The sequence below is a fragment of the Pseudomonas sp. G5(2012) genome, assembly GCF_000408945.1.
Classification (GTDB): Bacteria; Pseudomonadota; Gammaproteobacteria; order Pseudomonadales; family Pseudomonadaceae; genus Aquipseudomonas; species Aquipseudomonas umsongensis.
The window spans coordinates 69,939-89,826 of sequence record NZ_APIO01000064.1 but is presented as its reverse complement, the minus strand read 5'-3'; the positions used below and the strand labels follow the sequence as shown (position 1 = coordinate 89,826).

At 58.6% G+C, this 19,888-nt stretch carries 26 protein-coding genes; 18 read left to right on the top strand and 8 right to left on the bottom strand.

Annotated elements, in window-relative coordinates; translation table 11 throughout:
* The first annotated feature begins 424 nt into the window (after positions 1 to 424).
* Positions 425 to 619, top strand: coding sequence for a hypothetical protein (locus PG5_RS20830; RefSeq protein ID WP_020799087.1), 195 nt, complete (start codon positions 425 to 427; stop codon positions 617 to 619).
* A 63-nt stretch (positions 620 to 682) separates the two neighbouring features.
* On the opposite strand, the gene PG5_RS20825 is transcribed toward PG5_RS20830, so the two are convergent.
* Positions 683 to 1,435, bottom strand: coding sequence for a carbonic anhydrase (locus PG5_RS20825; RefSeq protein WP_033041205.1), 753 nt, complete (start codon positions 1,433 to 1,435; stop codon positions 683 to 685).
* A gap of 238 nt (positions 1,436 to 1,673) precedes the next feature.
* Between PG5_RS20825 and PG5_RS20820 the strand changes: the two genes are divergently transcribed.
* Entirely contained in the window at positions 1,674 to 2,129 is a 456-nt protein-coding gene (locus tag PG5_RS20820) for a DUF2214 family protein (protein WP_020799085.1), read from the top strand.
* Between the two features lie 95 nt (positions 2,130 to 2,224).
* On the opposite strand, the gene csrA is transcribed toward PG5_RS20820, so the two are convergent.
* Entirely contained in the window at positions 2,225 to 2,416 is a 192-nt protein-coding gene (csrA, locus tag PG5_RS20815) for a carbon storage regulator CsrA (protein WP_008057174.1), read from the bottom strand.
* Positions 2,417 to 2,668: 252 nt separating this feature from the next.
* Here csrA and PG5_RS20810 point away from each other — a divergent pair, with 252 nt between their 5' ends.
* On the top strand, positions 2,669 to 3,034 hold the full coding sequence (locus PG5_RS20810; RefSeq protein ID WP_020799084.1) for a hypothetical protein: 366 nt from the start codon (positions 2,669 to 2,671) through the stop codon (positions 3,032 to 3,034).
* A 69-nt stretch (positions 3,035 to 3,103) separates the two neighbouring features.
* Here PG5_RS20810 and PG5_RS20805 read toward each other — a convergent pair whose 3' ends face one another.
* The 3 genes from PG5_RS20805 to PG5_RS20795 form a co-directional block, all read right to left on the bottom strand.
* Positions 3,104 to 3,793: an endonuclease gene (locus tag PG5_RS20805; RefSeq protein ID WP_020799083.1), complete on the bottom strand. Its 690-nt coding sequence runs from the start codon at positions 3,791 to 3,793 to the stop codon at positions 3,104 to 3,106.
* A 4-nt stretch (positions 3,794 to 3,797) separates the two neighbouring features.
* Positions 3,798 to 4,088 carry a DUF1654 domain-containing protein gene (locus PG5_RS20800; RefSeq protein WP_033041211.1) on the bottom strand — a complete coding sequence of 97 codons (291 nt, stop codon included), beginning with the start codon at positions 4,086 to 4,088 and terminating at the stop codon, positions 3,798 to 3,800.
* A gap of 134 nt (positions 4,089 to 4,222) precedes the next feature.
* The gene (locus tag PG5_RS20795; RefSeq protein ID WP_020799081.1) at positions 4,223 to 5,311 is read right to left on the bottom strand and encodes an asparaginase; all 1,089 of its coding nucleotides are present in this window, start codon (positions 5,309 to 5,311) and stop codon (positions 4,223 to 4,225) included.
* A 326-nt stretch (positions 5,312 to 5,637) separates the two neighbouring features.
* On the opposite strand from PG5_RS20795, the gene PG5_RS20790 reads away from it, so the two are divergent.
* The 8 genes from PG5_RS20790 (at position 5,638) to PG5_RS20755 (ending at position 13,135) form a co-directional block, all read left to right on the top strand.
* Positions 5,638 to 6,069: a hypothetical protein gene (locus PG5_RS20790; RefSeq protein ID WP_020799080.1), complete on the top strand. Its 432-nt coding sequence runs from the start codon at positions 5,638 to 5,640 to the stop codon at positions 6,067 to 6,069.
* Between the two features lie 160 nt (positions 6,070 to 6,229).
* Positions 6,230 to 7,186 carry a sugar ABC transporter substrate-binding protein gene (locus PG5_RS20785; RefSeq protein WP_020799079.1) on the top strand — a complete coding sequence of 319 codons (957 nt, stop codon included), beginning with the start codon at positions 6,230 to 6,232 and terminating at the stop codon, positions 7,184 to 7,186.
* A 53-nt stretch (positions 7,187 to 7,239) separates the two neighbouring features.
* Positions 7,240 to 8,793, top strand: coding sequence for a sugar ABC transporter ATP-binding protein (locus PG5_RS20780; protein WP_020799078.1), 1,554 nt, complete (start codon positions 7,240 to 7,242; stop codon positions 8,791 to 8,793).
* Positions 8,790 to 9,767, top strand: coding sequence for an ABC transporter permease (locus PG5_RS20775; protein WP_020799077.1), 978 nt, complete (start codon positions 8,790 to 8,792; stop codon positions 9,765 to 9,767). The genes PG5_RS20780 and PG5_RS20775 overlap by 4 nt, the downstream gene beginning before the upstream one ends.
* A gap of 3 nt (positions 9,768 to 9,770) precedes the next feature.
* Complete coding sequence (locus PG5_RS20770) at positions 9,771 to 10,790, top strand: LacI family DNA-binding transcriptional regulator (protein WP_020799076.1); 1,020 nt, start codon at positions 9,771 to 9,773, stop codon at positions 10,788 to 10,790.
* Positions 10,791 to 10,848: 58 nt separating this feature from the next.
* Positions 10,849 to 11,766: a ribokinase gene (gene rbsK / locus PG5_RS20765; RefSeq protein WP_020799075.1), complete on the top strand. Its 918-nt coding sequence runs from the start codon at positions 10,849 to 10,851 to the stop codon at positions 11,764 to 11,766.
* Entirely contained in the window at positions 11,763 to 12,167 is a 405-nt protein-coding gene (rbsD, locus tag PG5_RS20760; protein WP_020799074.1) for a D-ribose pyranase, read from the top strand. Before rbsK ends, rbsD begins: the two co-directional genes overlap by 4 nt.
* Positions 12,167 to 13,135 (top strand): nucleoside hydrolase, encoded by a 969-nt coding sequence (locus PG5_RS20755; protein WP_020799073.1) that lies wholly within the window; start codon positions 12,167 to 12,169, stop codon positions 13,133 to 13,135. Before rbsD ends, PG5_RS20755 begins: the two co-directional genes overlap by 1 nt.
* Positions 13,136 to 13,271: 136 nt before the next feature.
* Here the strand turns inward: PG5_RS20755 and PG5_RS20750 are convergent, their stop codons facing one another.
* Positions 13,272 to 13,466 (bottom strand): hypothetical protein, encoded by a 195-nt coding sequence (locus PG5_RS20750; protein ID WP_020799072.1) that lies wholly within the window; start codon positions 13,464 to 13,466, stop codon positions 13,272 to 13,274.
* Between the two features lie 133 nt (positions 13,467 to 13,599).
* Between PG5_RS20750 and PG5_RS20745 the strand changes: the two genes are divergently transcribed.
* Together PG5_RS20745 and PG5_RS20740 are read left to right on the top strand one after the other, a co-directional pair.
* A complete protein-coding gene (locus PG5_RS20745) occupies positions 13,600 to 13,905 on the top strand; it encodes a hypothetical protein (protein WP_020799071.1) in 306 nt (101 codons plus the stop codon).
* A 165-nt stretch (positions 13,906 to 14,070) separates the two neighbouring features.
* Positions 14,071 to 14,388: an I78 family peptidase inhibitor gene (locus PG5_RS20740; protein WP_020799070.1), complete on the top strand. Its 318-nt coding sequence runs from the start codon at positions 14,071 to 14,073 to the stop codon at positions 14,386 to 14,388.
* A gap of 70 nt (positions 14,389 to 14,458) precedes the next feature.
* On the opposite strand, the gene PG5_RS20735 is transcribed toward PG5_RS20740, so the two are convergent.
* Both PG5_RS20735 and PG5_RS20730 read right to left on the bottom strand, forming a co-directional pair.
* On the bottom strand, positions 14,459 to 14,671 hold the full coding sequence (locus PG5_RS20735; RefSeq protein ID WP_003179963.1) for a cold-shock protein: 213 nt from the start codon (positions 14,669 to 14,671) through the stop codon (positions 14,459 to 14,461).
* Between the two features lie 292 nt (positions 14,672 to 14,963).
* Positions 14,964 to 15,266: a hypothetical protein gene (locus tag PG5_RS20730; RefSeq protein WP_020799069.1), complete on the bottom strand. Its 303-nt coding sequence runs from the start codon at positions 15,264 to 15,266 to the stop codon at positions 14,964 to 14,966.
* 374 nt (positions 15,267 to 15,640) lie between these two features.
* On the opposite strand from PG5_RS20730, the gene thrS reads away from it, so the two are divergent.
* The 5 genes from thrS (at position 15,641) to pheS (ending at position 19,880) form a co-directional block, all read left to right on the top strand.
* On the top strand, positions 15,641 to 17,563 hold the full coding sequence (thrS, locus tag PG5_RS20725; protein WP_008066670.1) for a threonine--tRNA ligase: 1,923 nt from the start codon (positions 15,641 to 15,643) through the stop codon (positions 17,561 to 17,563).
* Entirely contained in the window at positions 17,563 to 18,114 is a 552-nt protein-coding gene (infC, locus tag PG5_RS20720) for a translation initiation factor IF-3 (protein WP_172435703.1), read from the top strand. Before thrS ends, infC begins: the two co-directional genes overlap by 1 nt.
* 60 nt (positions 18,115 to 18,174) lie before the next feature.
* Positions 18,175 to 18,369: a 50S ribosomal protein L35 gene (rpmI, locus tag PG5_RS20715; protein ID WP_002553160.1), complete on the top strand. Its 195-nt coding sequence runs from the start codon at positions 18,175 to 18,177 to the stop codon at positions 18,367 to 18,369.
* 28 nt (positions 18,370 to 18,397) lie between these two features.
* On the top strand, positions 18,398 to 18,754 hold the full coding sequence (gene rplT / locus PG5_RS20710) for a 50S ribosomal protein L20 (protein ID WP_007905879.1): 357 nt from the start codon (positions 18,398 to 18,400) through the stop codon (positions 18,752 to 18,754).
* A 109-nt stretch (positions 18,755 to 18,863) separates the two neighbouring features.
* Entirely contained in the window at positions 18,864 to 19,880 is a 1,017-nt protein-coding gene (pheS, locus tag PG5_RS20705; RefSeq protein ID WP_020799067.1) for a phenylalanine--tRNA ligase subunit alpha, read from the top strand.
* The last annotated feature ends 8 nt before the right edge of the window (positions 19,881 to 19,888 follow it).

Here is a 19,888-nt window from a genome sequence, read left to right as displayed (position 1 = left end):
GCCGTCCCCTATGCCGATTGTCCGGGATTTGAGCTGTGGTTTCAAAACTCGCACCCAAAGCGCCAAAGCCCCAGGCATTACTGAACTGCTTCAGCCCCGCCAAGCCCAAATGAAAACCAATTCGTCTCGCATTGAACTGCCTGCAACCAATTGCATCAAAGCAGGACAGGCAACCGGACTATTCGTGGGTTCACTGAGGCGGGAGGGTAATGATGGGGAGGCGGGCAATGATCAAGTTCTTTGCGGCTTACCTGTCCATTTGCCTCTTGCTGCAATGGACGATGGTCGAAGCGTCCTCCTGGATAGCCAGCCACGTGCTGCTGCGGTTGATTTTGTAGTGGCCCATCTGCAAGTGACGGCCGTCCCTTGCTACTGCAATTCAGGCGTAATATAGGCAGTGTTATCTCATCTGAAGGAGTCGCATATGATCTCCGACCAAATGAACAGGCAGGCGTCCGATCACAAGGCTGTGTGGGATCAATATTTCTGCGCCGCGTTGATTGCCGAAAGCCATCTAACGGCGCCCGTTGTCGGCGCGGTCACGCATGAAGACCGGCAGAATCTGTTGATTGAAAGGGCCAAGGCGCTCGCGGACAAGATGATTGAATGCAGGAAATAACCTGAGCCCAGCCTTCGCGCTGGGCTCTTCACATCGGCTACATGGCAATCATGGCTGGACGATTCAGGCAACCAGTTCGACTTTACCTGTCGCCAGGCGATAAATGCCCCCCACTATTTTCAGCTGGCCCTTGCTGAGCGCATCAGTCAGCAGGGGCGTGGCTTGCTTGAGGCGTTCGATCGAGTTCTTGATGTTTTGCACGGTCGCGTTTTCCACCAGGTCACCTGGACGACCTTTGACCTGCTCGACAGAGGATTTGAGTGCATCCGTCAGTGCAGGGATCTTCCCGGGGAACACCGTGTGCTCCTTGACGGCTTTAACGCCAGCCTCGATGGCGCCGCAGCGCTCATGGCCCAATACCAGGATCAGCGGTGCGCCGAGCACGGCCACGCCGTATTCGAGGCTTGCAAGGCCTTCGTCGGTGACGAAGTTGCCGGCCAGGCGTACAGCGAAAAGATCGCCCCGAGCGGTATCGAATGCGTATTCCGGGGCGATGCGCGAGTCAGAGCAACTCAGCACCGCCACGAAAGGGTTCTGACCGGAAACCAATGCTTCTCGTTCATCCTTGAAGTCGTGCGTTTCGGAATTACCGCTGACATAGCGTTCGTTGCCCGCCATCAACCTTTTCAGGGCTTCATCCGGGCTGATGACGTTTTTGGGTTTTGGCGGCGCGGTGGTTTTCTCGGCTGCCTGGATTATTCGACTCGGCATTGCGCCGGCCATTAGCAAGGCTCCCACTCCCAATCCAGCAAGGCGAAGGAAGCGACGACGCTCATTGATCTTTGCTGCAGAGGTTGAATCACATGATTCGCACATGATGTTGTGTACTCAGGTCAATTAGGAGGAGTGACTGCTGTCGGGGATTGTGCCTGAAGAGCTTCGGCACTGGAGTCTTGGAGTCTAGTAGGTCTGTAACGTTATATTTTACGCGGCCTCCAGCGGGGGCAGCCGAGTCGTTGGCGGCGAAAAGCAAATGGTCTGTCGGGTGCAAACAGTCGTTTCATGAACTACTACTGACAGGCTGATTCGACTACGTCTCTACAGGAGTTTCCCGATGCTGGCTCACTGGTTGCTTGCAGCGATTCATCTTTTGGCGTTTGCGCTTGGATTCTGGGCTGTCCTGGCGCGTGGCACGGCTTTTCGGCGCCTGGCTGTCGGCGCAGGCGAGGCTCGCGATGTATTGATGGCAGACAACATGTGGGGCATTTCTGCCCTTGTCTTGCTGGTTACCGGCGGCATGCGGGCCTTTGGCGGTTTCGAGAAAGGCACGGATTACTACCTGAGCCAGCCGTTGTTCCATCTCAAGATGACGTTGTTGGTGGTTATCCTGCTACTGGAAATTGCGCCCATGGTGACGTTGATCAAATGGCGGGTTGCGCGGTCGCGTGGCGCGGCTATCGATACCTGGCGTGCAACGCTATTTGCACGAGTCAGTCATATCGAGGCGGTGCTGGTGTTGCTGATGATGGTGGTGGCGAGCGGGATGGCGCGGGGTTTCACATTCGGCTGACAGAAAGTGAAGGGAAAGCGCAGGCGTGTTGCGCTGGAATCTTTAGCCAGCCGTCGTTGCGGGGCGAACGGGCTGGCTACTGACTACGACAGGATTCAGGTTTGTGGCTTTTCCGGGGCGGTCAGGCCGGCCTGAATGCGCTGGTAAATTTCTTCGCGATGCACTGCGACGTCTTTGGGGGCATTGATGCCAATCCGGACTTGCTGGCCGCTTACGCCCAGGATGGTGATCGTAATGTCATCACCAATGTTTATGCTTTCACCGACTTTGCGGGTGAGTATCAGCATGGTCTTCTCCTTGATTGCTTCGTGGGGCACCTGATTCGGACAGTGCAGAGGTCGGTGTTATGTATAGATTAGTGCGAAGTCTCACGGTTTGGGTGCCTCTTTCTGACGCGCAGATACAGCATTAATTCCCAAGGTGTAACTATACAGAGGCCGCCACTATCATTCTCGTTGTTTTGCGCCCATTTTTACGGCACTCGCGAAGTATTCATGAATGCTAAAATCCCCCGCTTTAAGCATTCAGAGGGAAACGCTGTGCGCAAAATGGTCTTGGCAATCGCGGTATTGGCTCTGGCGGGATGCGGTGATGGCAAGCGCGAGGAGGCTCCAAAGCCGCAGCCTGCGGCGGCGGCAACGTCGGCGCAGGTGGCGGGGCCACAGTGGGATCTCGAAGTACGGGGCGAAACGCCCCAGGCCGTCAGCGATCTCAGCGGCTGGCTGATCGAGCACAGCTTCATGTCCAACGTGGTCAGGGAAAATGGCAAGACTCGCATCCTGATGGGGCCTTACAACTCCAGGGCAGAAGCCGATGCCAAGCAGGCGCAGGTAAATGCCGCGCTCATCAAGGCGAAGAAACAGAACATCGAAGTGCTGGTGCTGGAGCGCCCGACGGCTCAGTAAGGGCCCAGCCGGGCGGCTAAAAAAAGGCCTGGGGTGTTCAACCCCCAGGCCTTTTTTTACCGCTGGCGCTCAGCCGCAGGCTTTCATGTCGATCGGGCCGACGAACTCGTTGCCGCGCCCCATGACACACGCCACGCTCTGGTTGCGCTGGCGTTCCCAGGCTTGCACCGGGTAGGTCTTGTCCCACGCCTGGTACAACTGCTGGTCCTGTTTCGACAGGCGCAAACCATATTGCTTGCTCATGTAGAAATAGGTTCGGGCGATCATGCCGCGAATGGACGGGCGGGGCATGACTTTCTTCGCCTTGAAGTCGACCTGGGTCAGGCACGAACCGTATTGGCCGGATTGCTCCGGTAGCCAGCCGAAACTGAAATTGCTACGGTCACCATTAACCTCGCCAATGCTGGGCACCAGGTTGTGCAGGTCGGCTTCGGCTTTCTGGTAGGTCGGGTCGTATCGCGTACAGTTTTTACGCCCGCCCTCCTGCCAGCACTGGCGCTGATGTCCGATTTGCCACGCCGGAACAATGTGTTCCCACTCGATGCGGGCGGCACGCTTGGCGTTTTTGCGTGGCACATACCCGCACGCCGCGAGGTTCACTTTGTTACCGGTGTATTTGCAGCCGCAATAAAACTCGGTGGATTGCGGTGCATACAGCTTCCAGGCGACTTTCTTGGCCTCGCTGAACGTGCGTGGCGCATCAGCCTGGGCCCCCATCGCGAACAACAGGAGCAGCAGGGCAAAACAACGGACACTCATCGACTCAGTCTTCCTTCGGCACTACCCAGAAAATCTGCACACCACCATCGTCGCGGTGGGCGAGGGTGACGTTGTCGTTCTCGTCGATTTCTTCGAGCAGGCGTTCCCATTCATCCACGGGCTCGTCTGGAAGGCGGAAGATCAGGGCTGCCCTGGCTTTTTGAGCGGTTGGGCCGTTGATGATTTTCTGAACGCGCAGGCCCATGCGTACATAGGTGTCTGGTGAGGCGGAGGTGGTGTCCACAGGATTATCCTTATTAAGCTGTACGTGCATACAGTATTTAACTGTAGGCATTTTCGCAACTGCTTAAAATTCAAGAGAATCCTCTGACAGTGTTTTTTGCCGATTGGTGTAGGAGTAAAAGAGTTTTTTTGTCAGGCGGGAGTGATGAGAGATGCCCGACCGGAGTCGGTCGGGCGAGGGGCGAATCAATATTCCCAGAACATCCGCTGCAGCTCTTTGCTGTCATTGGTCTTGGTCAGCGCGACCATCGCCAGGATCCGGGCTTTCTGCGGGTTCAGGTCATGCGCCACCACCCAGTCATATTTGTCGTCAGGCTGTTCGGCGTTACGCAGGACAAAACCACCGGCATTGACGTGGGAAGAGCGGATGATCTGCACGCCGTCCTTGCGCAGGGCTTGCAAGGCAGGCACGACCCGGGAAGAGACCGAGCCATTGCCGGTGCCGGCATGGATGATGGCCTTGGCACCCGACTGGGCCAGTGCCTTGTAGGCGGTGTCGCCGACGTTACCGTAGGAGTAGGCAATTTCGACGTCAGGCAAGCTCTGAATGTTCTTGATGTCGAATTCCGAGTCCATGGTGTGGCGCTTGGACGGAAGGCGGAACCAGTAGGATTTGCCTTCGACCACCATCCCGAGGGGGCCCCAGGCGCTTTTAAACGCTTCGGTCTTGATGTTGATCATTTTGCTGACATCGCGACCCGACTGGATTTCGTCGTTCATGGTCACCAGCACGCCCTTGCCACGCGCGTCCTTGCTGCTGGCCACGGCGACGGCGTTGTACAGGTTCAGCATGCCGTCGGCGGACATTGCGGTACCCGGGCGCATGGAGCCCACGACAATGATGGGCTTGTCGGTTTTTTCCACCAGGTTGAGGAAATAGGCGGTTTCTTCCAGGGTGTCGGTGCCGTGGGTGATCACGATGCCATCGACGTCCTTGCTGTCCGCCAATTCGGCAACACGACGGCCCAGTTGCAACAGGTTGTCGTTGGTGATGCTTTCGGAGGCGATCTGCATGACCTGTTCGCCGCGGACATTGGCCAGTTCGCTGAGCTGCGGTACCGCGGCAATCAATTGCTCGATGCCGACTTTCGCTGCTTGATAGGTGGCGCTGTTGGCGGCGCTGGCGCCTGCACCGGCGATGGTGCCGCCGGTCGCCAGGACCACGACATTCGCCAGTTTCTGTTGGGTTTCGACTTCTTTTGCCTGAAGGGCGGCGGGCACGAGCAGCAAGAGGGCCAATGTGCCCGGAATAAGGTTTTTCAAAGCAGATGTCATTATTTTTCTCTCTTGTAGTGACGGTGCTGATGCAGGTTCATCTAGATGCGCCCCAAACGGATCTGAGCCCGTGGGGTGCTGAAGAAAGAGCACGTCCCGTACCAGTTACAACTGGAATCAAAAAAAATTCCTAACCTATTGATTTGTTAATCAATTTAAACGAGTTGTTGAGCGGCGACCTTCCTGTGTTGTCCGGCTTTCCGACTGTTCGTGGATTTTTCATTCGGCTTTCCGAAAAGGATTTCGCCCCCCATTTAAATATCGGCGTTAAAGAAACCGGCCGGCAGGTCGATGCTTCAGTGAAGAATCATCTACAGGGAGTTCACATGTCGTTGACGGTCGGTTTGCCACATTCAGCGGTTGTTAATATCGGCGGGAAATCAGCGGCTGCCGTCGACACCTTGAGTGACACGGCATCGGTGCAGCAGTCCGGTGAGCCCGTGCAGGATGAAAAGCCTGTCCGAATGGAGCAGGGCGCGCAGGCAGGTGAAAACGCCGAAGGCGCTGGCAGCCAGCAAAGCGTTGCGGCGCAATTGCTGCTCAAGCGCATGCAGGAACTGCAAGAGCAACTGCGTGAGCAACAGCAACAACTGGCGGCTGCCCAGGCCGCGTCTTTTCAGTCTGAAGAGGCCAAGGCCGTGGCCGTGATGGCGCTCCAGTCACAGATTGCTGATACGTTGTCGGCATTGATGCAGGTGGCCGCCAGCCTGGCAAAAGAGTTGACTGGTTCCGGCAGTATGGTCAGCACTACGGCGTGACCTTGTGTGCTGGTGGCTATACGCGCAACCTGCGGACGGGGTATGACGGCCGTTGACAAATTCCGGCAAGATTCGCATAGTCAGGGTTCGCAAACGTTTGCGACATCTCTATATGCCGCCCCGACGTTGCTCACAATAATCATAAGATCGGAGTGAACCCATGAAGCTGCCATTCGCTGGACGTCTTCTTGCTGTCGCAATACTGGCTGGCGCAACCGCCACGCTGCCTGTTTCTTCGGCGTTCGCCCAAACGCCTGAAAAGCCAAAAGTCGCGCTGGTGATGAAGTCCCTGGCCAACGAATTCTTCCTGACCATGGAAGACGGCGCCAAGGCGTATCAGAAAGATCACTCCGACGAGTTCGAGCTCATCTCCAACGGCATCAAGGACGAAACGGATACGGCCAACCAGATCCGCATCGTCGAGCAAATGATCGTGTCGAGGGTCAATGCGCTGGTGATCGCGCCCGCTGATTCCAAGGCCATGGTGCCGGTGATCAAAAAAGCCGTCGACGCCGGCATTACCGTGATCAACATCGACAACCAGCTCGACCCGGCCGTGGTCAAGAGCAAGAACATCAGTGTGCCGTTCGTAGGCCCGGATAACCGAAAGGGCGCGCGCCTGGTGGGTGAGTACCTGGCCAAGAAGCTCAAGGCCGGTGACGAAGTAGGCATCATCGAGGGGGTGTCCACCACCACCAATGCCCAGGCCCGCACCGCAGGCTTCAAGGATGCGATGGAGGCGGCGCAGATCAAGGTCGTGTCCGTGCAATCGGGCGACTGGGAAATCAACAAGGGCAACCAGGTGGCGTCCTCGATGCTCAGCGAATACCCGAACATCAAGGCCCTGCTCGCCGGCAACGACAGCATGGCGGTGGGCGTGGTGTCTGCCGTGCGTGCCGCGGGCAAGGCTGGCCAGGTCCAGGTGGTCGGTTACGACAACATCAATGCCATCAAGCCGATGCTCAAGGATGGCCGCGTCCTGGCCACCGCCGATCAGTTTGCCGCCAAGCAGGCGGTGTTCGGCATCGAGACCGCGTTGAAGATCATCAAGGGCGAGAAAGTCGACAGCGGCGCCAACGGCGTGATCGAAACTCCGGTAGAGCTGGTTACACAGTAAATTTCCGGCGACGCAATGGCGCTCGCCATCCCTGCGAGCGCATGGAGAGTCTTATGTCTGTTAGCGCCCCGCACGCTGTCCTCTCGGTCAGCGACATTGGCAAGACTTACGCGCAGCCGGTCCTGGCCGGCATCAACCTCACGCTCATGCGCGGCGAGGTGCTGGCACTGACCGGTGAGAATGGCGCCGGCAAAAGTACGCTGTCGAAGATTATCGGCGGGCTGGTCACGCCGACTACTGGCCAGATGCAGTTTCAGGGGCGCGATTACCGCCCGGGCAGCCGCACCCAGGCCGAAGAGCTGGGGATCCGCATGGTCATGCAGGAGCTCAATCTGTTGCCGACCCTGTCGGTGGCGGAAAACCTGTTTCTGCACAAGCTGCCCAGCACTGCTGGCTGGATCAATCGCAAGCAACTGCGCCTGGCTGCGATCGAGGCCATGGCTCAGGTCGGGCTCGACGCTATCGACCCGGACACCCCGGTGGGCGAGCTGGGCATTGGTCATCAGCAGATGGTCGAGATCGCGCGCAACCTGATCGGTGATTGCCACGTGCTGATCCTCGATGAGCCGACCGCGATGCTCACCGCCCGTGAAGTCGAAATGCTCTTCGAGCAGATCACGCGCCTGCAGGCCCGTGGCGTGTCGATCATCTATATCTCCCATCGCCTCGAAGAGCTTGCGCGGGTGGCCCAGCGCATTGCGGTCCTGCGTGACGGCCACCTGGTGTGTGTCGAGCCGATGGCCAACTACAACAGTGAGCAACTGGTCACGCTGATGGTCGGGCGCGAACTGGGCGAACACATCGACATGGGGCCGCGTGACATCGGCGCTGCGGCTTTGACGGTCAAGGGCCTGAGTCGTGCCGACAAGGTGCGTGACGTGTCCTTCGAGGTGCGGGCTGGCGAGATCTTCGGCATTTCCGGATTGATCGGGGCAGGGCGCACCGAGTTGCTGCGCTTGATTTTCGGGGCTGATACCGCGGACAGCGGCACGGTGGCGCTAGGCTCACCCGCCCGAGTCGTGAGTATCCGCTCGCCGGTGGACGCGGTCGGGCATGGCATTGCCCTGATCACCGAAGACCGCAAGGGCGAGGGCCTGCTGCTGACGCAATCGATCGGCGCGAACATTGCGCTGGGTAACATGCCGGTTATTTCCAGCGGTGGCCTGGTCAATCCTGGCGCTGAAGCGGGGCTGGCCCAACGGCAGATCGACGCCATGCGCATTCGCAGTTCCGGACCGGCGCAGTTGGTGTCCGAGTTGTCCGGTGGCAACCAGCAGAAGGTAGTCATCGGTCGCTGGCTGGAGCGTGATTGCTCGGTGCTGCTGTTTGACGAGCCGACCCGGGGCATCGATGTCGGCGCCAAGTTCGACATTTATGCGCTGCTCGGTGAGTTGACCCGTCAAGGCAAGGCGTTGGTGGTGGTGTCCAGCGACCTGCGCGAATTGATGTTGATCTGCGACCGCATCGGCGTGCTCTCGGCGGGGCGTCTGATCGACACCTTCGAGCGCGACAGCTGGACCCAGGATGATTTGCTTGCCGCCGCGTTCGCCGGCTACCAAAAACGTGATGCGCTGCTCAACGAAGCGGCGCCTAGGGATCTTCAATGAAAACCGTATCTTCGGCCGGCCCACGCAGCGGCAATTTCTATGGGCTGGGCACTTACCTGGGGCTGGCCGGCGCCTTGCTGGCCATGGTCGTGCTGTTCTCGGTCCTGAGCAGCCATTTCCTCTCCTACAACACTTTCAGCACCCTGGCCAACCAGATTCCGGACTTGATGGTCCTGGCGGTCGGTATGACCTTCGTGCTGATCATCGGCGGTATCGACCTGTCGGTGGGTTCGGTGCTGGCGCTGGCCGCGTCGACGGTCAGCGTGGCGATTCTCGGTTGGGGCTGGAGCGTGCTGCCAGCGGCTTTGCTCGGGATGGCGGCTGCCGCGCTGGCGGGGACCGTCACCGGTTCGATCACCGTGGCCTGGCGCATTCCCTCGTTCATCGTGTCCCTGGGTGTGCTGGAAATGGCCCGCGGCGTGGCGTACCAGATGACCGGTTCGCGCACGGCCTACATCGGCGACGCCTTTGCCTGGCTGTCCAATCCGATCGCCTTCGGAATTTCGCCCTCGTTCATCATCGCCTTGCTGATCATTTTCATCGCCCAGGCCGTGTTGACCCGTACCGTATTCGGGCGCTACCTGATCGGCATCGGCACCAACGAAGAGGCGGTGCGCCTGGCGGGGATCAACCCCAAGCCCTACAAGATCCTGGTGTTCAGCCTGATGGGGTTGCTGGCCGGTATTGCCGCGCTGTTCCAGATTTCTCGCCTGGAAGCGGCGGACCCCAATGCCGGCTCCGGGTTGGAGTTGCAAGTGATCGCTGCCGTGGTGATTGGCGGCACCAGTCTGATGGGTGGGCGCGGCTCGGTCATCAGCACCTTCTTCGGCGTGCTGATCATTTCGGTATTGGCGGCCGGCCTGGCGCAGATCGGCGCCACCGAGCCGACCAAACGCATCATCACTGGCGCCGTGATCGTGGTGGCGGTAGTGCTGGATACTTATCGCAGTCAGCGCGCAAGCCGGCGGACCTGAGTCATGGCAACGATCAAGGATGTAGCAGCACTGGCGGGGATTTCCTACACCACGGTTTCCCATGTGGTGAACAAGACCCGGCCGGTGAGTGAAGAAGTACGGGTCAAGGTCGAGGCCGCAATCAAGACCCTCGATTATGTGCCCAGCGCCGTCGCCCGGTCCCTCAAGGCCAAGACCACGGCAACCATCGGCCTGCTGGTGCCCAACAGCCTCAACCCGTATTTCGCCGAGCTGGCGAGGGGTATCGAGGACTACTGTGAGCGTAATGGCTACTGTGTGATCCTGTGCAATTCGGACGATAACCCGGACAAGCAGCGTAGTTACCTGCGAGTATTGCTGGAGAAACGCATCGACGGCCTGATCGTCGCCTCGGCCGGTGGTGACGGCGGGTTGGCCCAGGGCCTGGCGGCCGTGCGCACGCCGATGGTGATCGTCGACCGAGGGCTCGAAGGCGTCGACGCGGACCTTGTGCGCATCGATCACGAGTACGGCGCCTACCTGGCCACGCGGCATCTGCTGGAGTTGGGGCATCGGGATATCGCCACCATCAGCGGCCCTGCAACCACCAGCGTGGCGCAGATGCGCTTGGCCGGCTTTTGCCGGGCCCTTGAAGAGGCGGGTATCCGTGTTGCGCGCGGGCGCATGCTCGAAAGCGATTTCACCAGCACCGGTGGCTACAGCGCCGCCGCTGTGCTTCTGGAAAACAATCCGCCCAGCGCGATCTTTGCCGCCAACGACATGATCGGTATCGGTGTGCTGCGTGCCGCCGCCGAGCGCAATATCCGCGTGCCGACGGACCTTTCCGTCATCGGCTTCGACGACATCCAGATGAGCCGCTATGTCTATCCGGCACTGACCACCGTGGGCCAGTCGATCCTGCAACTGGGCGAAATGGCGGCCGGGGTGCTGCTGCGCCGGATTGCCAAGCCGGACCTGGCAACCCAACAACGCATCGTGACCCCCAGCATCGTCTTGCGCGAATCGACCGCGCCGTTGGCCGGGGTGTTCGCACAGTATCGTTAAATGAAAAGCATCGCTAAATCCCGAGCAGCGCTGGAACAGTCTTGATGAGTAGTAATGTATGTCAGCAAAAGTAGTGGTAGTCGGCAGCTTGAACATGGACCTGGTGACTCGGGCGTCGCGCTTGCCCCGTGGTGGAGAAACACTGATCGGCCAGTCGTTTGCGACGGTCTGTGGCGGCAAGGGGGCGAACCAGGCCGTGGCGGCTGCGCGCCTCGGTGCGCAGGTGTCGATGGTGGGCTGCGTGGGCACCGATGCCTACGGCCAGGTATTGCGACAGGCGTTGCTGGACGAGGGCATCGATTGTCGGGCGGTCAGCGCCGTGGAAGGTACCAGTGGCGTGGCCTTGATCGTGGTCGACGACAACAGCCAGAACGCCATCGTGATTGTCGCCGGGGCCAACGGCGCGCTGACGCCAGCGGTGCTCGGCTGTTTCGATGCGGCGCTGCAGGAGGCGGATGTGATCATCTGTCAGCTGGAAATACCGGACGCAACGGTTGGCCATGCGCTCAAGCGCGGTCGTGAGCTGGGCAAGACCGTTATCCTCAACCCTGCGCCGGCCAGTCGACCGCTGCCGCAGGAGTGGTATGCGTCCATCGACTACCTGATTCCCAACGAGAGTGAAGCAGCAGCGCTCAGCGGCTTGCCGGTGGACTCTCTGCAAACGGCGCAGATCGCGGCTACTCGACTGATCGACATGGGCGCCGGCAAGGTCATCATCACCCTCGGCGCCCAGGGGTCGTTGTTTGCCGATGGCAAAGGCTTCGAACATTTCCCGGCGCCGAGCGTGAAGGCGCTCGACACCACGGCGGCCGGCGATACCTTCGTTGGTGGCTTCGCCGCGGCGTTGGTGGCCGGGATGAGCGAAGCGCAAGCGATACGTTTCGGCCAGGTCGCCGCCGCATTGTCGGTCACCCGGGCTGGCGCGCAACCCTCGATTCCCACCCTGGCCGATGTGCAGGCGTTTAAAACACCATGAAAAAGACCCCTCTACTCAATGTCGCGCTGTCGCGGCTTATAGCTTCCCTGGGCCATGGCGACAAGGTGGTGATCGGCGATGCGGGTCTGCCCGTACCGCCAGGCGTCGAACTGATCGACCTGGCCTTGACCCAGGGCATTCCGGATTTCGTCACTACCCTGAAAGTCGTGCTCAGCGAAATGCAGGTCGAAAGCCATGTGCTGGCGCAAGAAATCCTCGAGAAACGGCCGTCGGCACTGGCGACCCTGGACGCACTGGAGGTCGAGGGTGCGCTGGGACGGCGCGAACTGCTCAGCCATGAGCGATTCAAGGCTCTCACTCAACAGGCGCGGGCGATTGTGCGCACCGGAGAATGCCAGCCTTACTGCAATATCGTGCTGGTGGCCGGGGTAACGTTCTGATGAGTAACACCACCGGCTCCCAGTCGGCACAACCGATCGACTTGATTATCGATACCGATCCCGGTGCCGACGACGTGATTGCCTTGCTGTTTGCCCTGGCGTCGCCGCAAGAGCTGAACGTGCGCGCATTGACCACCGTCGCCGGCAACGTACGCCTGGACAAAACCTCGCGCAATGCACGGCTTGCCCTCGAGTGGGCCGGGTGTGAGCACGTGCCGGTGTATGCCGGGGCATCCAAGCCGCTGGTGCGCAAGCCTGTCTATGCCGAGCACGTCCACGGCGAGGAAGGTTTGCCGGGTGTTGCGGTCCATGAGCCGAAGAGGGGGCTGGCCGAGGGCAATGCGATCGACTTCCTGATCGACACGTTACTGACCGCCAGGCCCCATAGCATGACCATCGCCATGCTGGGGCCGCAGACCAACCTTGCCCTGGCGCTGCTGCGCGAGCCGCAGATTGTCCAGGGCATCAAGCAGGTGGTGGTCATGGGCGGTGCGCACTTCAACGGCGGTAACATCTCGCCGGTGGCCGAATTCAACCTGTTTGCCGATCCGCACGCGGCCGAGGTGGTGCTCAAGAGTGGCGCAGACCTGGTCTACCTGCCGCTGGACGTGACCCACAAGATTCTTACCAGTGAAGCGCGCCTCGAGCAGATAGCGGCGTTGAACAACAAGGCCGGCAAGCTGGTGGGCGATATCCTGCAAGCGTGTATTGGCGGTGATATGGCGCGCTATGGCATTCCCGGTGGCCCGGTGCATGACGCCACGGTCATCGCCTACCTGCTTAAGCCGGCGCTGTTCAGTGGCCGTTCGGTCAACGTGGTGGCCGACAGCCGCGAAGGTCCGACGTTTGGCCAGACCATCGTCGACTGGTATGACAGTCTCAACGCGCCGAAGAACGCCTTCTGGGTTGACAGCGGTGACGCCCAAGGCTTCTTCGATCTGTTGACCGAGCGCCTGGCGCGCCTGTAGGAGCGAGCATGCTCGCGATGAACGTCCAGACAACGCGCTCATCCAGGCAGCCAACGTTATCGTTGACGACCATCGCGAGCATGCTCGCTCCTACAGGGTAGCGAGTGCATCCGCGAAAACGCCCAAAGGCTTTCTCTCACTGCGAATGCCCGGTGCGCGAGTGTTTTTCGAAGATCTGGTCGATGAAAGAGCGTGCCGCTTCGGTGCCCAGATCCTTGACCAGCAGGTCGATGCCGATAATGGCCAGCTCTTCCGGGCTACCCGGGCTGTAGGAAATATGGCCGTCTGGCCATTTGATCTTGATGTCGGCTTCGATGCTCACGGTGGTCATGACAGGGCTCGGGAGTCAGGGGGAATGGTGAGTGTCGAGTTAATCACTTTGCGATGCTTTTGGCACTGCGACTTAGGCATGGGCGCAGGGCTATGCGACACTTGGTCTTTGATGGCTAATCCAGGATTGTGCTGTGCAGATCGATTTGAACACTCCCGATGGCTTGACCCTCGAAGCGGTGCGCCAGATGTTAGCCGCAGCCAGCGACGATGAGCACACGCAATTGCGCGTGACCAAGGGCGGCATCGCCTATATTTCTTCGGGTGTCGTGGGTGGCAGCGATATCGACGGCTTGCTGTTTCGCCTGGAAACCTGGGCGAAAGGGTCTGGCTATGTCGGGCGGGTGGCGGCCAGTGACGAAGTCTGGGTCATGCAAATCTACAATGCGTTGAAGGATAACTGGCCAAAACCGGCCTTTGACTACATTGACGTTTATTGAGTGCCGTTCATATTCAGTCACGATTGAATGATGAAGGGCAGGGCGTTGCTCAGGCAAACTTGCCGTTTGTCCGTTGTGAAGGGCGGGGTGCCTGGCTCCCCGTGAAACCAAACGCCGAAATGGCGGTCGCAAGAATTCAGCTAAATCATCGAATAAGGAGGCGTCATGCCTTGGAAGCTCGCGTCATTGGGTACTGTGCTGGCTGCTGCCATGCTGGTCGGTTGCAGCACGGGAACCACCGAGCCGACTGACCCGGCCACTACCACTGAGTCTGGTCATAGCCGCTGCGAGGCCAAGGCGGCCGAATTCGCCATCGGTAAGCAGGCGTCGCCCCAGTTGCTGGAGCAGGCGCGCACCCGTGCAGGCGCGCAGAATGCGCGATTCCTGCAGCCAAACGACATGGTGACGCTGGAGTACCGCTCGGACCGCCTGAACCTCAACACCGATGCCAATCGTGTCGTCACCCGCGTCAACTGCGGCTGATCGAACACGCTTTATAGCGCCCACAAAAAACCCCGTCACATGGACGGGGTTTTTTTAGTGCGCCTGGAAATTACTCTGGGCGAACTTGAGCAGCTTGCATACCCTTTTGGCCTTTCTCAGCCACGAAGGAAACAGTCTGGCCTTCTTTCAGGCTTTTGAAACCGTCGCTTTCGATAGCTTTGAAGTGTACGAACAGGTCGTCACCGCCACCTTGAGGAGTGATGAAGCCGAAGCCTTTTTCATCGTTGAACCATTTAACGGTGCCGGTTTGGCGATTAGACATGGTGTATCTCCAAGAAACATATATTTTCAGTAGTACTGTGCTGCTCAGGCCAACTGGGCACACCCGAGTATCATAGTCGAAATGTTCGCTTTGGGAGCCCCCCACAGCGGTTGTTTGCCCTACAGTCGCACATTCTTTGTTCGCTGATTGGGCTGAAAGCCCCGTATTTAAAGGCTTTTAGCCCAAAGTAAAGGTGAGAAAAAAACCTGTAAAACCTGCACAATTTGTAGGAAAAAGCGTTTCCCCGAGGGTTTTCACCGGCAGAAAACGCTTTTACAGCACGTTTTCAGGCTTATTTTTTCGCCGCAGGGGCGGCCTTGCACTTGGCTATCTTGCCCAAGGCCTCTTGTTTCAGTGTGTCGCTGGCCTGGTTGTCCATCAGTGCCTGCAGGTCCTTGGCCGGGTACGACTTGATAGCGTCGGCGCCGCAGGCGCAGTGGGATTTTGCCGCTGCGGCGCCGATCTGTGGCGTGGCGGCCTGGGTGCACTGGGCCATGTACTTCTCGCGCTCACCCTTCGGCCAGTCGGCGTGGGCGGCCAGCGGAAGCAGCAGGACGATGGGTGCGACTACAGCGAATAAACGATTCAGACGCATGCCGGGATGCTCCTTATGGGGGAATGTCTTGTTATCTGAGGGGTAAAACGCGGTTCAAGTTCAGCACTCTGGCACAAAAACCGCAGTTTCGCCTCGACGCAAGGCCTCGACGCCGCCATGACCGTTCATCTGTGCTAGCATGCCTCGCTCGGGCGTTCGCAGGCGCCGGTCGACCTTCAGTCCCGGCCGCGGCAGATGCCCGAATAACCCTGATTTGAATCCCAGTCACTCTGGTTCGATTTTCCGGTTGGCCGCAAGGCTCCTGCCGCTGTAAGGCAGGCGTTCGTCATTGAATGGCCTGGATCGGATCTTGTACTGGCTCATCCCAACCCACGTGACCTTTGGTAGGGGTCACCACTAGGAGAGGAGGCGCCATGCCAACTATTACTCTTCCCGACGGCAGTCAACGTTCATTCGATCACCCGGTTTCCGTAGCCGAGGTCGCCGCATCCATTGGTGCCGGCCTGGCCAAGGCCACGGTAGCGGGCAAGGTCGATGGCAAGCTGGTCGACGCCAGCGACATCATCAGCAGCGACGCCACGCTGCAAATCATCACGCCAAAGGATGAAGAGGGGCTGGAGATCATTCGCCACTCTTGCGCCCACCTGGTCGGTCATGCGGTCAAGCAACTGTACCCGACGGCCAAGATGGTCATTGGTCCGGTTATCGACGAAGGCTTCTATTACGACATTGCCTTCGAGCGTCCTTTCACCCCGGACGACCTGGCCGCCATCGAACAGCGCATGCAGCAGCTGATCGAAAAAGATTACGACGTGATCAAGAAAGTCACTCCGCGCGCCGAAGTGATCGAAGTGTTCAAGGCTCGCGGCGAAGACTACAAGCTGCGCCTGGTCGAGGACATGCCGAACGAGCAGGCCATGGGCCTGTACTATCACGAAGAATACGTCGACATGTGCCGCGGTCCGCACGTGCCGAACACGCGTTTCCTGAAATCCTTCAAACTGACCAAGTTGTCCGGCGCCTACTGGCGTGGCGATGCCAAGAACGAGCAATTGCAGCGCGTCTACGGCACCGCGTGGGCCGACAAGAAGCAGTTGGCCGCCTACATCCAGCGCATCGAAGAAGCTGAAAAGCGCGATCACCGCAAGATCGGCAAGCGCCTGGGCCTGTTCCACACCCAGGAAGAGTCGCCGGGCATGGTGTTCTGGCACCCGAACGGCTGGACCTTGTACCAGGTGCTCGAGCAGTACATGCGCAAGGTGCAGCGCGACAACGGCTACCTGGAGATCAAGACGCCCCAGGTCGTTGACCGCAGCCTGTGGGAGAAATCCGGGCACTGGGCCAACTACGCCGACAACATGTTCACCACCCAGTCGGAAAACCGCGACTACGCCATCAAGCCGATGAACTGCCCTTGCCACGTGCAAGTGTTCAACCAGGGCCTGAAAAGCTACCGCGAGCTGCCGATGCGCCTGGCCGAATTCGGTGCCTGCCACCGTAACGAGCCATCGGGTGCGCTGCACGGCATCATGCGCGTGCGCGCATTCACCCAGGACGACGCCCACATCTTCTGCACCGAAGAGCAGATGCAGGCTGAATCCGCTGCGTTCATCAAGCTGACCATGGATGTCTACGCCGATTTCGGCTTTAAAGATGTCGAGATGAAGCTGTCCACTCGTCCGGAAAAACGCGTGGGTTCCGACGAGCTGTGGGATCGCGCCGAAGCGGCCTTGGCTGCAGCCCTTGATAGTGCTGGCCTGCCGTATGATCTGCAGCCGGGTGAGGGAGCGTTCTACGGTCCGAAGATCGAATTCTCGCTAAAAGATTGCCTTGGCCGTGTCTGGCAGTGTGGTACTCTGCAGCTCGATTTTAACCTGCCTGTGCGTCTGGGTGCCGAATTCGTCTCCGAAGACAACAGCCGCAAGCATCCGGTGATGTTGCATCGGGCGATCCTGGGCTCGTTCGAACGTTTCGTTGGAATCCTGATCGAGCACTACGAGGGAGCATTCCCTGCGTGGCTTGCTCCGACCCAGGCAGTGATCATGAATATCACTGATAAGCAGGCAGATTTTGCCGCTGAAGTGGAAAAAACTCTCAACGAAAGCGGGTTTCGTGCCAAGTCTGACTTGAGAAATGAAAAGATCGGCTTTAAAATCCGCGAGCATACCTTGCTCAAGGTTCCCTATCTCTTGGTTATCGGAGATCGGGAAGTCGAGATGCAGACTGTCGCTGTGCGTACTCGTGAAGGTGCTGACCTGGGCTCTATGCCCGTCGCCCAGTTCGCTGAGTTCCTCGCGCAAGCGGTTTCCCGGCGTGGTCGCCAAGATTCGGAGTAATTATTATTAAGCGTGAAATGAGACAAGATAAACGAACTGCACCGAAAGCCCCGATCAACGAGAATATCTCGGCACGCGAGGTTCGGTTAATTGGGGCTGAAGGTGAACAGCTCGGGATTGTGTCAATTGAAGACGCGCTTCTTAAGGCTGAAGAGGCCAAGCTGGATCTGGTGGAGATTTCCGCCGATGCAGTACCACCTGTTTGCAAACTGATGGACTACGGCAAATCGATCTTCGAGAAGAAGAAGCAGATTGCTGCGGCCAAGAAAAACCAGAAGCAGATTCAGGTTAAAGAAATCAAGTTTCGTCCAGGGACGGAGGAAGGGGATTACCAGGTAAAACTGCGCAACCTGGTACGTTTCCTGAGTGATGGGGACAGGGCCAAGGTATCCTTGCGATTCCGCGGCCGTGAGATGGCCCACCAGGAGCTGGGGATGGAACTGCTCAAGCGAGTTGAAGGTGACTTGCTGGAGTACGGTTCGGTCGAACAGCATCCTAAGATGGAAGGACGCCAGCTGATCATGGTCATCGCCCCGAAAAAGAAGAAGTAATCAACAGGGCACGGCAGGCCTTCTGATTATGTTTATCAACTGAATGCGGAGTATCCGAACATGCCAAAAATGAAGACCAAAAGTGGTGCTGCTAAGCGGTTTCTGAAAACTGCTAACGGTATCAAGCACAAGCACGCTTTCAAGAGCCACATCCTGACCAAAATGTCGACCAAGCGTAAGCGTCAACTGCGCGGTAGCAGCTTGCTGCATCCGTCTGACGTGGCAAAAGTCGAGCGCATGCTGCGCCTTCGTTAATTTTAGTCAAGAATAGAGGAAGTAACTCATGGCTCGTGTAAAGCGTGGCGTCATTGCCCGTAAGCGTCACAAAAAAATTCTGAAACTTGCTAAAGGCTACTACGGCGCACGCTCCCGCGTATTCCGTGTTGCCAAGCAAGCGGTAATCAAGGCAGGCCAATACGCCTACCGTGACCGTCGTCAGAAAAAACGTCAGTTCCGCGCTCTGTGGATCGCTCGTATCAACGCTGGTGCTCGTATCAACGGTCTGTCCTACAGCCGTTTCATCGCCGGCCTGAAAAAAGCGTCCATCGAGATCGACCGTAAGGTTCTGGCTGATCTGGCAGTGAACGAAAAAGCGGCGTTTGCTGCGATTGTCGAGAAAGCTAAAGCCACCTTGGCTTAAGTACCCCCGACAGTCACCGGGCCTCACCTCTGTGGGGCCAGGTGTTAAACGTCATAAATAGGGGAAGAGCCTTCAAGCTCTTCCCCTATTTTGTATCTGGAGTCTGTACATGGAAAACCTGGATGCGCTCGTCTCTCAAGCACTAGAGGCTGTGCAAAGCGCTGAAGATATCAATGCCCTGGAGCAAATCCGGGTTCACTACCTTGGCAAGAAGGGCGAGTTGACTCAGGTGATGAAGACCCTGGGGAATTTGCCGGCAGAAGAGCGTCCGCAAGTCGGCGCCCTGATCAACGTTGCCAAGGAGCGTGTCACAGAGGTCCTCAATGCCCGCAAGGCACTGTTTGAAGAGGCCGACATGGCCGCCAAACTGTCTGCCGAGTCCATTGACGTGACCCTGCCTGGCCGTGGCCAGGCCTCGGGTGGTCTGCATCCGGTTACTCGCACTCTGGAACGTATCGAACAGTTCTTCACCCATATTGGCTACGGCATTGCCGAGGGCCCTGAGGTCGAAGACGACTACCACAACTTCGAAGCGCTCAACATCCCTGGCCATCACCCGGCCCGGTCGATGCATGACACCTTCTATTTCAATGCCAACATGTTGCTGCGCACCCATACCTCGCCGGTACAGGTCCGCACCATGGAGTCGAAACAGCCACCGATCCGCATCGTCTGCCCAGGCCGTGTGTACCGTAGCGACTCGGATATCACCCACTCGCCGATGTTCCACCAGGTCGAAGGCCTGCTGGTCGATCGCGACATCAATTTCGCCGACCTCAAAGGCACCATCGAAGAATTCCTGCGGGTGTTCTTCGAGAAAGAACTGGCCGTGCGTTTCCGTCCTTCCTACTTCCCGTTCACCGAGCCGTCGGCCGAAGTCGACATGGAATGCGTGATGTGCAGCGGTAAAGGTTGCCGCGTCTGCAAGCAGACCGGCTGGCTGGAAGTGATGGGCTGCGGCATGGTTCACCCGAACGTGCTGCGCATGTCCGGGATCGACCCGGAAGAGTTTTCGGGCTTCGCCTTCGGCATGGGCGTCGAGCGTCTGGCCATGCTGCGTTACGGCGTGAACGACTTGCGTCTGTTCTTCGACAACGACTTGCGGTTCCTCGCGCAATTTCGCTAGTCGTAACG